Source organism: Marivirga tractuosa, assembly GCF_042140215.1.
Lineage (GTDB): Bacteria > Bacteroidota > Bacteroidia > Cytophagales > Cyclobacteriaceae > Marivirga > Marivirga tractuosa_A.
This window is the reverse complement of record NZ_CP159478.1, coordinates 3,366,799-3,381,022: the sequence shown is the minus strand read 5'-3', so window position 1 is coordinate 3,381,022 and position 14,224 is coordinate 3,366,799. Positions and strand designations below refer to the sequence as shown.

The following is a 14,224-nucleotide window of genomic DNA, read 5'->3' as shown; positions in this document are numbered from 1 at the left end:
TTCTAAAGTTTTAAGAAGTCATCAATATTAACTATTCCTTTTTGGTCTGGAAGCCATTCAGCTACAAACACAGCACCTTGAACAAACCCATCTCGGCTGTAAGCTTCATGCTCAATGCTAATTTGATCAACTTCTGATTTATATGTGATTTTATGAGTACCTGGAATCTCACCTATTCTTTCTGAAGAAATGGGAATTTCTCCTTCCTTGATTTTTGCATCATTTTTCCAAGCGTTATAGTTGTTATGCTCATCAATGATGCCTTCCGCTAATGTAATAGCTGTCCCACTTGGAGCATCTTTTTTGTGAGTATGATGAACTTCAATCATGGAAGGTTTATATTGACTCTGTGGACTAATAAGTTTAGCCAAAAATTTATTCAATTTAAAAAATAAATTTACGCCAATTGAAAAATTTGAAGCATAGAGAAATGTTCCATTATTTTTTTTACAGATTTTTTCAATTTCTGGCATTTTATCCAGCCAACCTGTTGTGCCTGATAAAACTGGTAAATTATGCTCAAGGCAGAATTTTATATTTTCAAAAGCTGCATCAGGATGGGTAAATTCAATGGCTACATCCGCTTGTTCGGCTAAAGTAGGCATTAAAGTGTCATTAACATCAACAGTAGCCACCAAGCTATGCCCTCTTTGTACGGCAAACTCTTCGATGGCTTTACCCATTTTTCCATGACCAATTAAAAGTATCTTCATTATTATTTTAATCTAAAATTTAATGATAAGCCTGCATGCATATTATTGTATGGGCTACTCTGAATACTTGGTTTTATTTTTAAACTTAAATCTTGATTAATATTGAATTCTCTCAGGTGTGCATCTACTGTCGCATCTACTATTTGAAGTACATAAAATAAGCCTGATAGAATAATCCAATAATCTCGATCTCTCTTGTATCTATCTATTTGTCGTTGAGCACTTTCCACATTAGGAAATCTTGTTAGATAATTTTCTATTTCCTCCTCATTTCCATTATTAATATTGAAGTAAATATTTGAAAAGAGTAGATAATTTTGATGATTATTTTTTATTTGCGAGGCAGCTAAAACACCTAAAGCATAGACTATCGGAATTTTCCAATATTTTTCATTGTAGAACTGACCCATCCCGGGTAATATTGCAGAATATAAGGCTGCTAACCTAGGAGAATGGGTAGTGTCTTCCATTTGAAATGTTTCTATATCTTCACTTCCGTCACCAAGTTGAAGAAAAGTCGAATCCGTAGGTTGAATTTCTTGACCCTTAACAATCAAAACAGAAACTAAAAATATGAAAATGAATAAAAGAATGCGCATTTTATAATTCAACTGAAAGAATATCTAAAATCCTATTTAAATCGTCCTTCGACAGAAATGGAATCTTAATTTCTCCTTTATTATTTTTATCGATCTTCATTCCAATTTTTGTGCCAAAATGGGAAGAAAGCTTACTTTGTACTTGCTTCGCTTCATAAGGCATCTCAGCTTTTGCTGGCTTTTCCTTTTCGTTCGATTCACCACTAGTTAATTCTCTAACTAAGGCTTCTACCTTCCTTACAGATAAATCATCCTTCAGAATTCGTTTGAATACATCCAATTGCTTATCTACACTATCTATATTGATAATAGCGCGCGCATGACCCATGCTAATTCTTTTATCTCTAATAGCTAATTGAATATCTGGTGGAAGCTTTAATAACCTTAGATAATTATTAACAGTGGTTCTGTTTTTACCAACTCTATCGCCTAACTGTTCTTGTTTTAAGTCACATTCAGTTAATAACCTTTGATAACTTAAGGCAATTTCAATAGAGTTAAGATTTTCTCTTTGGATGTTCTCAATTAAGGCCATTTCCAGCATTTGCTGGTCATCAGCCATTCTGATATATGCTGGGATTGAGTCAAGGCCCGCTAATTTTGAAGCCTGTGTTCTTCTTTCCCCAGAAATAAGTTGATAACTGTCTTTGCTTAATTTTCGAACCGTAATAGGTTGAATTATACCTTGAACTTTTATGGACTCAGCTAATTCTTCTAAAGCTTGTTTGTCAAAATCAGTACGAGGCTGAAATGGATTCACCTCAATTTGGTCTAATGGGATTTCATTAATAGAAGCCCCACTAGAGATATCAGTAATATCTCTATTTTCTTTGTTAGAAGATGATTTTTGATCTGTGTTAGAATCTTCTAAAAGAGCGCCTAAGCCTCTTCCTAATGCTTTTCTGGTTTTCTTCGCCATCCGCTATTTTCCTAATCCGTTATTGTTAATTATTTCTTTTGCTAAATTTAAATAGCTAATTGCTCCTTTACTTTCAGCATCATGGGCAATAGCTGGTAATCCAAAACTTGGTGACTCACTCAATTTAATATTTCTAGGAATCAAAGTTTCAAATACCATTTTACTAAAGTGCTGTTTAACTTCGTCCACCACCTGGTTGGAAAGGTTAAGTCGCACATCATACATGGTTAATAAAATGCCTTCGATTTCCAAATCTTTGTTCAAACGCGTTTGGATAATCTTAATTGTATTGAGCAATTTACCTAATCCTTCTAACGCAAAATATTCGCATTGTACAGGGATGATAACAGAGTCTGCAGCTGTTAAAGCATTTATGGTGATTAGACCTAAAGAAGGAGAACAATCAATGATAATGAAATCATATTTTTTACGCACTTTTTTAAGCGCATCACGCATTCTTTCCTCACGGTTTTTAATATTCACCATTTCAACTTCAGCACCTACTAAGTTGATATGAGAAGGTAAAATATGCAAGTAATCTAAGTCAGTTTCTACTATGATGTCTTGAGCGTCAACTTCGTCCACCATACATTCATAAATACTGCTTTCGATTTCTTTGGGATTGTAACCTATTCCAGAAGTAGAATTGGCCTGTGGATCGGCATCTACAATCAGCGTTTTATATTCTAAAGCAGCTAAACTTGCCGCAAGATTAATAGCTGATGTTGTTTTACCTACTCCTCCTTTTTGATTAGCAATTGCAATTACTTTACCCATATTTATTTAAATTTTAGCTTTAAAAAGTTAATTGGTATGCTGATTATATTTTGTATTGGTTTGTCCAAAATATTGAAAAACCGAGCAAGTATCTATTTCAGCTACCAAATTTTTTAGCGAACCACAAAGATAAAATTTTATATGAGAAATAGAATGGATTTTTAATTTGCTTTAGTCGGAATTAGATAAAATCTACATCCACATTAAGTGGATATTTCATTAGATACTGAACCGCTTCTTCCATCGTAAGCCCTTCAAATAGTACTCTATGCAATATTTCAGTTATGGGTGCACGAACTTTAAAACTTTCCGCAATCTTTTTCGCAATCATAATGGTATTTACTCCTTCGGCTACTTCCTGCATATCCCCTAAAATATTCTCTAAACTTTCACCTTCGGCCAACCTTCTTCCTACAGTAAAATTTCTACTTAAAGTAGAGTGGGAGGTAGCCATCAAATCGCCTATGCCAGCCAAACCGATAAATGAACGAACATCACCACCTAATGCTTTTCCTAAGTAAATCATTTCGGCCATCCCACGGCTAATCAATAATGAACGAGCATTTTCCCCTAATCCTAATCCTGTCAGTGCACCTGAAGCTATTGCAATGATGTTTTTCAAGACCCCACAAAGTTCAATTCCAATCAAATCAGGATTACCATAAACTTGAAATCTGTCGCTCCTAAGTAATTGTTGCCCTATCTGTATTACCTCATTAAATGGACTGGCTACAACAGTTGCAGCAGGTAAACCTTGTGCAATTTCTTTTGCCAAATTTGGGCCAGCCAAACAACCGACTCTTACCACTACGCTTTCGTCCATGATCAGCTCACTCATGGTTTTGATATGATGCCTTTCAAGGACTTGTATGCTATCTAAAGTTTTTCCTTCAGGAAGATTTAGATTTAATCCCTTGGTTCCATGAATTAGAATATGGTAAGGGTGTAGAAAAGGAGAAAGACTTTTCATCATCTCCCTAAAATTAGCAGATGGCACCACAGGAAAAATGATATCACAGGAATTAGCTAATTGCTCTAAATCATCAATGGCTTTTATGTTTTGATGAATTGGATAATCATTCCATTCCCTTTTTTTATTGATGCTTTCAAGTGCCTCAGGATTTCTGGCATAAAGTAAAACCTCTGAATTTTCAGCTAAAAGATTAGCTACTGATAGTCCGAAACTACCCGCACCAACAACCCCTATAGGTTTATCAAATGTGTTTTTCGAGCCCATATCCGTCTAATCTGTTTCTGTAAAAATATAGAAGATTCATATCCATTGTGGTTATGTCCCCTTCCTTTGTCTTGATTAAAGGTCTTTTAGAATGATACATTCCTAAATTTATTAAACCATGTTCGATGATGTTATCAATAGTGTCCTCCATGTGTTCGGCCTGTGACATTCGACCTTCTTTAATCCGCTCATCAATTTTATTTTTTATTCTCTGGCATGTACTTCTAAACTCACCATAATTAATCACCAAGTCCTCTTCAGGTAAGCGTAATAAAGAAAACAAGTCTAGTTTTTTATTATGCTTATTAATGATTTCAAAAGCAACAAATGCAATCAAATGACTAGAGAAAACACGCGCTATTTTGCTGTATTGCTCCACAATCTTTTTGGAAAGCATTCGTGTATACTCAGCTTCTCTTTGTTTATTGACCGTAATTTTATCTTGAAAAATGAAATAATCTTGCGGTTCAATCTGCCTTCCTTTGGAATCAAAGCTTCTTCCTTCCTCATCTACTTTATTTCCTAAGATATCCATTGCTTCACCTATTGAAACAGAAATATCGGAGCCTTTCGTGAAGAATTTGAATAGGAAAGTTATAATTTTATAGGAGGATGAAAACTCATCATTTTCTACATAATAGCGTTCTTGACCTCTTTTTTCCAGATATTGTCGGATAAGACTAGGAGCTTCTAAAACAAAATGATAATTCAAGCTGACCGGTACAATGAATACCTTCTCTGCTTCTTTACCATGTTCTTGATAATTCGCTCTTTGTGCTTCAATGGCAGTTCCAAGAAGTCCTAATTTTAGTTCTTTCTCCACTCTTCCATCTCTGGAGCGGGTTCCGCCTGGGAAGAATAAACTTTGACATCCTTTTTTCAATGCCAGTGCAGAATAGGCTTTCAAGGTTTCAAGATAAATCATGTTCTTTTTACGCCTGTCTACCTTATAAGCACCTAAACTATTCATGAAATAAGATATGATGCTAATATTGAATAGATTAAGTCCAGCACCATAAATAACAGGAGGAAGGCCTAAAGTATAAATAACCCATCCAATTAAAATCGAGTCCAAATTACTGGAATGAGTAGGGACAATCACTACTGTTCCCTTTTTGGCTAAGGTTCTGAGTCTTTCAACTTCTCCATTAATTTGGATTTTATCATTCATGGTGAGCTCGTTGCTCCAAAACCCACCTAATTTTTTTATCCTTGCGGCATTTAGTAATCTGTTAAAGCCAAAAGTTGCCACACCCCGTGCAAATCTGTAATGGCTGGTATTAAAATTCCCTGCAATTTCATGAGCATAACGGTCAATTATGCTACGAAGAATGTTGTTAGCTTTATCTTCATCTTTTGCTTTCTGCTGAGAAATTTCGAGGAGTTCATCTTTCACTTTTCCCCAAAATTGATGTTCATCATCGGGGTCAACTTTCCAAGGAGTTTGTCTAATTCTGGCTTTTTCCTTGTATAAAGTAGTTTCTAGCTCCTCAATTAGAGCTGTTTTATTTCTTGTATTGCTTTTGATGCGCTCATAAGCCTCTTCAATTACTTCTTTTAGGAATTCTTTTTTATTACGACTTAATCGTACCACAGGCCATTCTCGCGGCCCTGGTAAAATGGGTTCATATTTTCTTTTGCTTCTGTAGCGCTTTAGCTTCATTTCAGTTTAAGATAATGCTTGCTTTAAATCTTGAATTAAATCCTCTAAATCTTCAACTCCCACGCTCAATCGAATTAAAGAATCTGATAAGCCTATTTTATCTCGCTCTGCTTTCGGTATGCTGGCATGGGTCATCGTTGCAGGATGTCCACTCAAGGATTCAACTCCACCTAATGATTCGGCTAAACTAAATAATTCAAATTTCTTTAAGATTTCTGAAGCTGCATTCTGAGTATTTTCTTTCAAGCTAAAAGAAATCATACCTCCAAAGTCATGCATTTGTTTGCTAGCAATATCATGATTGGGATGTGTTTTGAAACCTGGCCAAAACACTTTGTCCACTTTAGGATGAGATTTTAAAAAGTTAGCAACCCCTGCGCCATTCTCACAATGCCTTTGCATTCTGAGATGTAAAGTTTTGATGCCTCTTAAAACCAAGAAACAATCTTGTGGGCCTGGTACAGCGCCACTGGCCTTTTGAATGAAGGCTAATTTCTCAGATAATTCTTTATTATTTGTAGCCAATGCACCCATAATTACATCTGAATGCCCAGCAATATACTTTGTCAAGGAATGCATCACTATGTCAGCACCTAAATCTAATGGGTTTTGTAGATAAGGAGTAGAAAAAGTATTGTCTACACAAGATAATATATTGTGTTTCTTTGCGATATCTGAAACCGATTTTATATCAATGATATTCATCATTGGGTTGGTTGGAGTTTCTACCCAAATCAGTTTAGTTTTTTCTGTGATATGTTTCTCGATATTTGAAGCTTCAGACATATCAATGAAATGGAAATGAATTCCGAAATCTTGAAATATTTGAGTAAAGATTCTGTAAGTTCCACCATAAAGGTCATTGGTGCTGATTACTTCATCACCTGGTTTTAATGTTTTGATAACAGCATCTATTGCAGCCAGTCCGGACGCAAAGCAGTGTCCATAATCAGCATTCTCTAGAGCCGCAATGCTTTTTTCCAAAGCATATCTTGTTGGGTTTTGAGAACGACTATAATCATAACCCTTATGCTCTCCTGGAGATGATTGAACATAAGTAGAGGTCTGATAAATAGGAGTCATGATGGCTCCAGTAGCTGAGTCAGGCTCAACACCAGCATGTATGGCTTTAGTGCCGAATCTGTATTTATTAGACTTGCTCATAAATTTCTCTTTTTAACTTTTGATTTAAAATTAGAATTTATTTCGGATTTGACGGTGGAAAAAAGTTTTTCAACTTTTCTGACACCTGATGCTTTTCCTGATATTCTGGAGATAACGAGGGCTGTCCTGGGAAGTTTTCCATATGCAACGTTTGCGTAGGGAAAGCAAAATTGACACCCAGTTGTTTTGCCAATTTCATTATACTCAACAAAATCTCTTCCTTGTATTTTAATTCCTCTCCCCATGTAGGAACGTCTAAAAATACATAGAACATGATATCCAAAGAGTAAGCAGACATGTTATTGAAATAGATATGGTAAAAATCCTTCCATGTTTTGGGATGTTCTTCTACTATTTTCTTCAAACCATCAGTAAAGGATTCGATTATATGTGTGGGTGTATCATAAGTGATGGTAATAGTGGTGTAGAATCTTCTGTATTTTCTTAAACCATGATTGTCCACTGCCATATCTGCTAATTTGCCATTAGGCACTGTAATCAATGAGTTTCTGAATGTTCTGACTCTTGTTGAACGAAAACCTACTTCTTCTACAGTTCCATCAATATCGCCAGCGGTTACCCAGTCTCCAATTTGAAATGGTTTATCAAATAAAATCATCAAAGAACCAAAGAAGTTTTTGATAGTATCCTGAGCTGCCAAAGCAAAAGCCAAACCACCAATTGAAATACCAGCCAGGAGTGCGGTAATATCAAATCTTAAATTGTTGAGGATGTAAAGGAAACCAATTATAATGACGAAAATCTTTAATACCCTTTTGAGAATAGGTACAATCTGGTCATCCATTGTGGTTTCCGTCTGGGCGGCTTTTTTCATCAAATATTCACCCAGGATATCTACCAATTTGTAAGCCATCATGGTACCAAAAAGTGGCATCAAGGCTCTTAATAATAATATAAAGTAATGATTAAATGTAATCGGTAATTGTAGTACAGGAACTAAAATCACTAGAATTCCTACTATAATTAACAGACTAAATGGTCTTGCAACGGGCATAATGTATTCATGTGCAATATTTCCATAGCCCTTATTTTTCAATAATTGATAAATTAACCAATCAAAAAACCAGCTTAATATTTTATGAATTAATACGCAGATTATTATTAGGATTAAAATACTGAAGTATTGCCAGGCATGCAGTCCTAAGATTTTTTGAGTACCCATTTTGGGCAAAATATTCATTAGTTTATCAGTACCGAATGGATAAACTTGTTGATGTAATTCTGGTGTCGTATTAATGGTCTTTTTACTGAAATACCATTTGCCATTACTTCTTTCAAGGTAGATTTCTGGGAACTCGAATTCTGATAAATAGTATCTTTTTTGATCAGTTGAATCCGCATAATTGGGGTTGTCAGGAATTTCATCTATATCAATTAATACTCCTGCGCCATCTAAAATTTGCTTTAACTGAGTGATGATTTGTTCTGAGTCTTTTCCTTTTACAAATTTTGGATTAAGTGTTTTTGCTGCAACTTCAGGATGAAAATCATCTTCTTGAAGGTTTTTAAGAAAGATGTTTACGGTAGATTTTGGAGATTCTAGGCTATTGGGAGACAATGGCTCAGTATCTTCATTTTGACTAATAACACTATGAGTAAAAAATATGAATAAAATTAAAAAATATCTCATTCTTAAATATTAAATTTTAGTATACTGAAGGTGTTTTCATGACACTTATAGACATGGACTTCATTATCTTTATTATAATAAATCATAGCTATTTCGTCAATGCTTTCTATTGGTTGCTGATTGATTAATTTACCTTCACTAGTGTAAAGATAAGTGAAAGCTTGTTTTTTATCAGTTACAGCAATGATTTCTTTATTAGGAGCTAGTTCGTAATATTGGATTTCCATTTCATCTTGATTGATGTAATCCTTTTCAAACATCATTTCTCCAGAAGGCTTTAATAAACTTACTCTGCTAAGGTCTTGCCTAGCTAGTATATAGCTTCTTTCACTAGCATTCTTAACAATTTTGAATAAGGTTTCTTTATTTGGCATATAAAGTTGTTCCTTTTCCTTTATCTGCCCTGTAAAGCTGGTTTTGACTATTGCGCCACCATTGGTAATAGTCACTAAATAGCTTGTCTCAAAGCTATTTCCAATTTCGAAGAATAAATTGTCAGATAATCTATCATTGATGTTAATTGGGAAATTTGGCTTCATTTCGCCATTTCTACTCATGACTTTTACAGTTCCATTTTCCTGAAGAACCACCATAAAATCCTTACTTCTAATTCTGATATGTTCAGGCATGGCAGCAATTTTATCACGCATTTTCAAAGGTTTCCAATCGCCAAGCATATCACCATATTTACTAGTTAAATAAATATCTCCATTTTCCTTAGCAATTAGCAAGCGGTAGGTTTTGCTTTTATCATAATCAATTATATTAAAATATTGATTTTCAATGTTCTGGTCACCATAAGCCTTAGGGAAATACTCTAATGCAATACCATTTCTATCCAATAGGAATACTTTTTCAGTTGTAGCGAAAGCATATTGCAATTTGTTGTTTTGATAATAATCCATTTGGAATACATCACCTATGATTGGAGCCTCTAATGGTTCTGTCCAAATAACATCACCATTGGTTGAAATCAGATGAAGGTTAAAAGCAGAATCCTGCACTAGGGTTTCAAATTGGCCTGTATTATGGTTTTTGACCACATAGGGTTTACTGATGATAGGTGCGTCTATTTCAACTTGCATTACCTCATCGAAATATTTCATTTCATTATTTACTCTATTATCAGAATGTAAGATTTCCACATTACTGTAATAACGGTCGTTTTCATGACTGAACTGAATGGCCAGCATGTCAAAGTTTTTGATTGGAAATTCGTTTTGAGTAAAATTATTTCTCCATTTGTCATTTAGATTATTCAGCAATAATGACCAGGCTTGAGGTAAATTAATAAATACATTTAAGTTTGATTCCTGAAGGGTAGTTTCAATAAACTGATTCTCTTTTATGGATTTTCCCCATGTATTTTCAGTTTCCATATCCAAAATTAATTCCTTTAATGATTGGATGTCATTGCTGATAATCATCACATCATCAATGGAGGTGAAAAAAGTGTGCGAAAACCCTTTGAAATTTTTACCCAATAAGAAATAGGGGAATTCATCTATGACCAACTCCCTAATTTCATTCTCTGCATAGAATTCATAATAGAGCGTATCTTGGTTTTGTTTTGCAGCCTCTTCAGCAAGTTTGTTAAATTTATTCAAGCCTTCATTTTTATCATTCATTTTGATGAAAATAAGCTTTTTATTTTCTTTTAAATTTTGGTTGCTATTTAAAACAGCTTGTGCATTTTCACCAGCCATAAATTGATGGAATTCCCTGAAATCAGTATCATATTGCTCTGCAATGAGATTTCTTTTCTGACCAAATTCACTGTCAATATTGCTCCAAAACTTAAATTTTTCATCTTGGAAAGCCTTAGCGTCATTAAATCTTTCGTGCAACACTAAAGCTGTTTTCGAAGGGAAATAATTTTCCAAAGTGACATCCCCGCCCTGCTGATTGCTGTAGGTATTAAGATAACTGACAGAATCATGCGGAAAAGTGAAGCCGTTTAGGTATAAATCGTTATTATCTATAAATAAATCTAAAAATGCACCTTCTGAAAATCGTGAAAGAATATCAAATAGAGTATTTTGATTTGATCTAGTAAATACTTTTATAATTTTATCAAGCCTATCAAAATTGATGTAAAGGTTGCCTAAATCATCTTGGAAATTAGCGATTTTGAATACCTCGTTTATGCTTTCTTTGAAATTGTCCTCATCTTTTTCCAGATTTCTGATAACATCCTCTACCAGTACCGGTGAAAAACTACCTACAAAATTCCCTCTTAAAAGGACATAGCTAAAGGTTTTTTCATTCTCTTTGCTTTTTAATTCATAAATGGTATTTTTATTATAGACCCTTTCAGATTTTTCAAATTCATTAAATTTTGATTCTATTTTCTTAATAACTTCAATCTGTTCTGTGTTTTTTAAAGTTTGATAGAACACAAAATCGAAATCATCATTGGAAATCACAGACATCCCAATCAGTAATTGATTGTTCCTAAAAACTTCATCCAACATTCCGCTATTTCCGGATAAACTATCTAAAGCTTCAAAATTTTCTTTTAGAGAGGCAAAATATTCAATATTTTGAAGATCTTCCCAAATGGGGTTTTCTTGTATGTTGTTCCAGGCACTTACGAGGTTTTTATTTTCGTAAACTAAAAAGGTGTTTTCGGGTACTAGAGACCAGGCATCTAAGCTTTTTTGTTTATCCCAATAGTAATAGATTCCGTATCCGCTTGCTAAAATTAAGATGAATAGAAATAGTATGATGAAGATTCTTTTCAAAGGTATTTTGAATTTTTATTATGCTATGCAAATATAGGATTATTAATAACTATGGAGGTGTTTTAGGTTAATAATATTGAATCAGATAAACAACAATTATTATACTAAAATAACCTCAATCCCTTTTGACTCTAATGTAGTAATAAATTGTTTAGAAGCACTTTTATTTGTAATAATTTGATCCACATCCTCTAGATCACAAATTTTACCAAATCCTTTTTTACCAAACTTACTGGCATCTGCCAAAACAATCGTTTTTTGAACGGATTCAATCATTTTTGCATTCAAATGCGCTTCCATCATATTGGAAGTAGTAAAGCCATGTTCCAAACTGATGCCATCTACACTTAAATACAATTTGCTACAAGCAAAACTTTGCATCATTTCTTCGGCATAATGCCCCACAACTGATGAACTGCCTTTTCTCACTACGCCTCCTAATTGTACGATTTCAATATCCTTGCAGTCCAATAATGCCATGGTCACATTCATAGCGGAAGTTAATACTGTAAGATTAGAGTTTCTGGGGATAGCTTGAGCAAATGCTCCAACCGTAGTTCCAGAGCCAATAATAATGGCTTCATGCATTCTCAGGGATTCAACTGCAGTTTTAGCAATCGCCTGTTTTTCTTCAACATTCACCAATTCCTTTTCATCAACGGGCTTTTCGTTTACATAGGGCGAAACTAATGTAGCGCTTCCATGTGAACGATAAAGCAAACCTTTGTCTTCCAAAAGCTTTAAGTCTTTTCTTATCGTTACTTTAGTGACTTCTAGTGAATCACTTAAATCGCTAACACTAACAAAGCCCTCTTGCTGAAGTTGGTCTAATATAAATTTATGTCTTTCTGCGATTGTCATATGATTCAAAAATAGAATTAAAAGTCATAAAAAGAAACTAAAAGCAAACAAAAAGAAAGGAAAAGTAATTTTATTCTTTTGATATGTTTCTTTTAGTGTTATATTTGAATCAAACGAAACAAAATGAATAGAAAAGAAAACATAAAGCAAATTTCAGATGCGGATAAGGTTTGGGATATTGCTGTGATAGGAGGAGGTTCTTCCGGACTTGGTGTTGCTTTAGATGCTGTTTCCAGAGGATTGAGTGTTGCGTTGTTTGAAAAATCTGATTTTGCCAAGGGGACAAGCAGTAGAAGTACGAAGCTAGTTCATGGTGGAGTTCGATATTTAGCGCAAGGAGATGTTTTCTTAGTTTTGGAAGCTTTAAAAGAGAGAGGTAGATTATTGAAAAATGCTCCTCATTTAGCACATAACCAATCTTTTGTAATTCCTATTTATACTTTTTTCGATCGTTTGAAATATACTGTTGGTTTAAAGATGTACGATTGGATGGCAGGTAAATTAAGCTTGGGAAAGTCTACTTTTATCTCAAAGAAAAAAACCATCGAACGTTTACCTACCATCAAGCAAGAAGGCCTAAAAGGTGGTGTGGTTTATCATGATGGGCAATTTGATGATGCTCGATTGGCATTGAATATTGCACAAACCTGCGATGAAAAAGGAGTAGCTATTCTGAACTATTTCAAAGTAAATCAGCTCAATAAAAACAGCGAAGGTAAAATCACCGGACTTTCTGTCAAAGACCAGTTTTCAAAAAATAGTTATGACATTAAAGCAAAGATGGTAGTCAATGCTACTGGGGTTTTTGCTGATAAGATATTGCAATTAGATAATCCTAAAGCCAAGAAAATGATCCGACCAAGTCAGGGCATTCATTTGGTTTTAGATCGTTCGTTTTTATCTGGGAAAGATGCCCTAATGATCCCAGAAACCAGTGATGGTAGAGTTTTATTTGCGGTGCCTTGGCATGATAAAATAGTGGTGGGTACTACTGATACTATGCGTAAAAAACCAAAATTGGAACCCGCTGCATTAGAAAAAGAGATTGACTTTGTTTTAGCAACTGCACAAGAGTACTTGACCAAAAAGCCTCAAAGAAGTGATGTGCTTTCCGTTTATGCAGGTCTAAGGCCACTTGCGGCTCCAACAGATGAAAGTGAAAAAACGAAAGAGATTTCTCGAAGCCATAAAGTCATTGTATCGGATAGTAATTTAATAACGCTGACGGGTGGAAAATGGACTACTTTCCGTAAAATGGGAGAGGATACAGTGGAGTATTTTACCAAAATAACGGGTGAAAAGCTTAAGGATAGTACCTCAGCAGATGTAAAAATTCATGGCTATTCTAATGAAAAGTCCATCGATTATTTAGGGGTTTATGGGCCGACAGAATCGCCATAAAAAAGTTGCAGGATGAAAATTCAGAATGGAATGAGCCTTTGCATCCCAAATATCCCTACACACAAGCAGAAGTGATTTTTGCCTGTCGAAATGAAATGGCCATGAAGGTGGAGGATGTGTTAGCTAGAAGGATCAGAATACTTTTTTTAGATGCTCAAGCTAGTATGGATATGGCACCTAAAGTAGCAGAGGTAATGGCAAAAGAATTAGGAAAAGAAGTAGCATGGATTGAAAAGCAATTGAAAGATTTTAATAAATTGGCAATGCGATATTTGATTGAATCTTAAAGTGGTTTATTTGACAATTATTAAGAATACAATTTGAGAAAGCTTACGAAGTTTTCCTGTCCTAGATTGGTGAGCCCTGTGCTTGAGAACTTTATTTGATAGTAGAAAATAGATATATCGCTAATTAGTAGCAAAAGAAATAGCACGACCACTTCCGAGGAACTCGGAAAAGCGGGAGGGAGGAAAGTTTAGCGGGCCAGCTTGTTCA

At 34.6% G+C, this 14,224-nt stretch carries 10 protein-coding genes and 1 pseudogene; 1 reads left to right on the top strand and 10 read right to left on the bottom strand.

Going from position 1 to position 14,224, the window contains the following annotated elements; all coding sequences use genetic code 11:
• Window positions 1-2: 2 nt before the first annotated feature.
• From dapB to ABWH96_RS15120, 10 genes are all read right to left on the bottom strand, one after another.
• On the bottom strand, window positions 3-713 hold the full coding sequence (gene dapB, locus ABWH96_RS15165) for a 4-hydroxy-tetrahydrodipicolinate reductase (RefSeq protein WP_375578359.1): 711 nt from the start codon (window positions 711-713) through the stop codon (window positions 3-5).
• A 2-nt stretch (window positions 714-715) separates the two neighbouring features.
• Window positions 716-1,312, bottom strand: a complete 597-nt coding sequence (locus tag ABWH96_RS15160; protein ID WP_375578358.1) for a DUF5683 domain-containing protein — start codon at window positions 1,310-1,312, stop codon at window positions 716-718.
• A gap of 1 nt (window position 1,313) precedes the next feature.
• Complete coding sequence (locus tag ABWH96_RS15155; RefSeq protein ID WP_375578357.1) at window positions 1,314-2,231, bottom strand: ParB/RepB/Spo0J family partition protein; 918 nt, start codon at window positions 2,229-2,231, stop codon at window positions 1,314-1,316.
• A 3-nt stretch (window positions 2,232-2,234) separates the two neighbouring features.
• Window positions 2,235-3,008 (bottom strand): ParA family protein, encoded by a 774-nt coding sequence (locus tag ABWH96_RS15150; protein ID WP_013455864.1) that lies wholly within the window; start codon window positions 3,006-3,008, stop codon window positions 2,235-2,237.
• A gap of 181 nt (window positions 3,009-3,189) precedes the next feature.
• Window positions 3,190-4,245: an NAD(P)H-dependent glycerol-3-phosphate dehydrogenase gene (locus tag ABWH96_RS15145; protein ID WP_375578356.1), complete on the bottom strand. Its 1,056-nt coding sequence runs from the start codon at window positions 4,243-4,245 to the stop codon at window positions 3,190-3,192.
• Entirely contained in the window at window positions 4,223-5,908 is a 1,686-nt protein-coding gene (locus tag ABWH96_RS15140; RefSeq protein ID WP_375578355.1) for a 1-acyl-sn-glycerol-3-phosphate acyltransferase, read from the bottom strand. Before ABWH96_RS15140 ends, ABWH96_RS15145 begins: the two co-directional genes overlap by 23 nt.
• Before the next feature lie 6 nt (window positions 5,909-5,914).
• Window positions 5,915-7,072 carry a cystathionine gamma-synthase gene (locus tag ABWH96_RS15135; protein ID WP_375578354.1) on the bottom strand — a complete coding sequence of 386 codons (1,158 nt, stop codon included), beginning with the start codon at window positions 7,070-7,072 and terminating at the stop codon, window positions 5,915-5,917.
• 37 nt (window positions 7,073-7,109) lie between these two features.
• A complete protein-coding gene (locus ABWH96_RS15130) occupies window positions 7,110-8,723 on the bottom strand; it encodes a mechanosensitive ion channel family protein (protein ID WP_375578353.1) in 1,614 nt (537 codons plus the stop codon).
• 2 nt (window positions 8,724-8,725) lie between these two features.
• Entirely contained in the window at window positions 8,726-11,467 is a 2,742-nt protein-coding gene (locus ABWH96_RS15125; protein WP_375578352.1) for a hypothetical protein, read from the bottom strand.
• A 99-nt stretch (window positions 11,468-11,566) separates the two neighbouring features.
• Entirely contained in the window at window positions 11,567-12,328 is a 762-nt protein-coding gene (locus ABWH96_RS15120; protein WP_375578351.1) for a DeoR/GlpR family DNA-binding transcription regulator, read from the bottom strand.
• A gap of 123 nt (window positions 12,329-12,451) precedes the next feature.
• Here ABWH96_RS15120 and ABWH96_RS15115 point away from each other — a divergent pair.
• A pseudogene (locus ABWH96_RS15115) lies at window positions 12,452-14,016 on the top strand (glycerol-3-phosphate dehydrogenase/oxidase).
• Window positions 14,017-14,224: the final 208 nt, after the last annotated feature.

Excerpts from the sequence above, each read along its gene's own strand:
- ABWH96_RS15140 (WP_375578355.1), bottom strand. The coding sequence starts at position 5,908 with ATGAAGCTAAAGCGCTACAGAAGCAAAAGAAAATATGAACCCATTTTA.
- ABWH96_RS15160 (WP_375578358.1), bottom strand. The coding sequence starts at position 1,312 with ATGCGCATTCTTTTATTCATTTTCATATTTTTAGTTTCTGTTTTGATT.
- ABWH96_RS15120 (WP_375578351.1), bottom strand. The coding sequence starts at position 12,328 with ATGACAATCGCAGAAAGACATAAATTTATATTAGACCAACTTCAGCAA.
- ABWH96_RS15135 (WP_375578354.1), bottom strand. The coding sequence starts at position 7,072 with ATGAGCAAGTCTAATAAATACAGATTCGGCACTAAAGCCATACATGCT.
- ABWH96_RS15155 (WP_375578357.1), bottom strand. The coding sequence starts at position 2,231 with ATGGCGAAGAAAACCAGAAAAGCATTAGGAAGAGGCTTAGGCGCTCTT.
- ABWH96_RS15150 (WP_013455864.1), bottom strand. The coding sequence starts at position 3,008 with ATGGGTAAAGTAATTGCAATTGCTAATCAAAAAGGAGGAGTAGGTAAA.
- ABWH96_RS15145 (WP_375578356.1), bottom strand. The coding sequence starts at position 4,245 with ATGGGCTCGAAAAACACATTTGATAAACCTATAGGGGTTGTTGGTGCG.
- dapB (WP_375578359.1), bottom strand. The coding sequence starts at position 713 with ATGAAGATACTTTTAATTGGTCATGGAAAAATGGGTAAAGCCATCGAA.
- ABWH96_RS15130 (WP_375578353.1), bottom strand. The coding sequence starts at position 8,723 with ATGAGATATTTTTTAATTTTATTCATATTTTTTACTCATAGTGTTATT.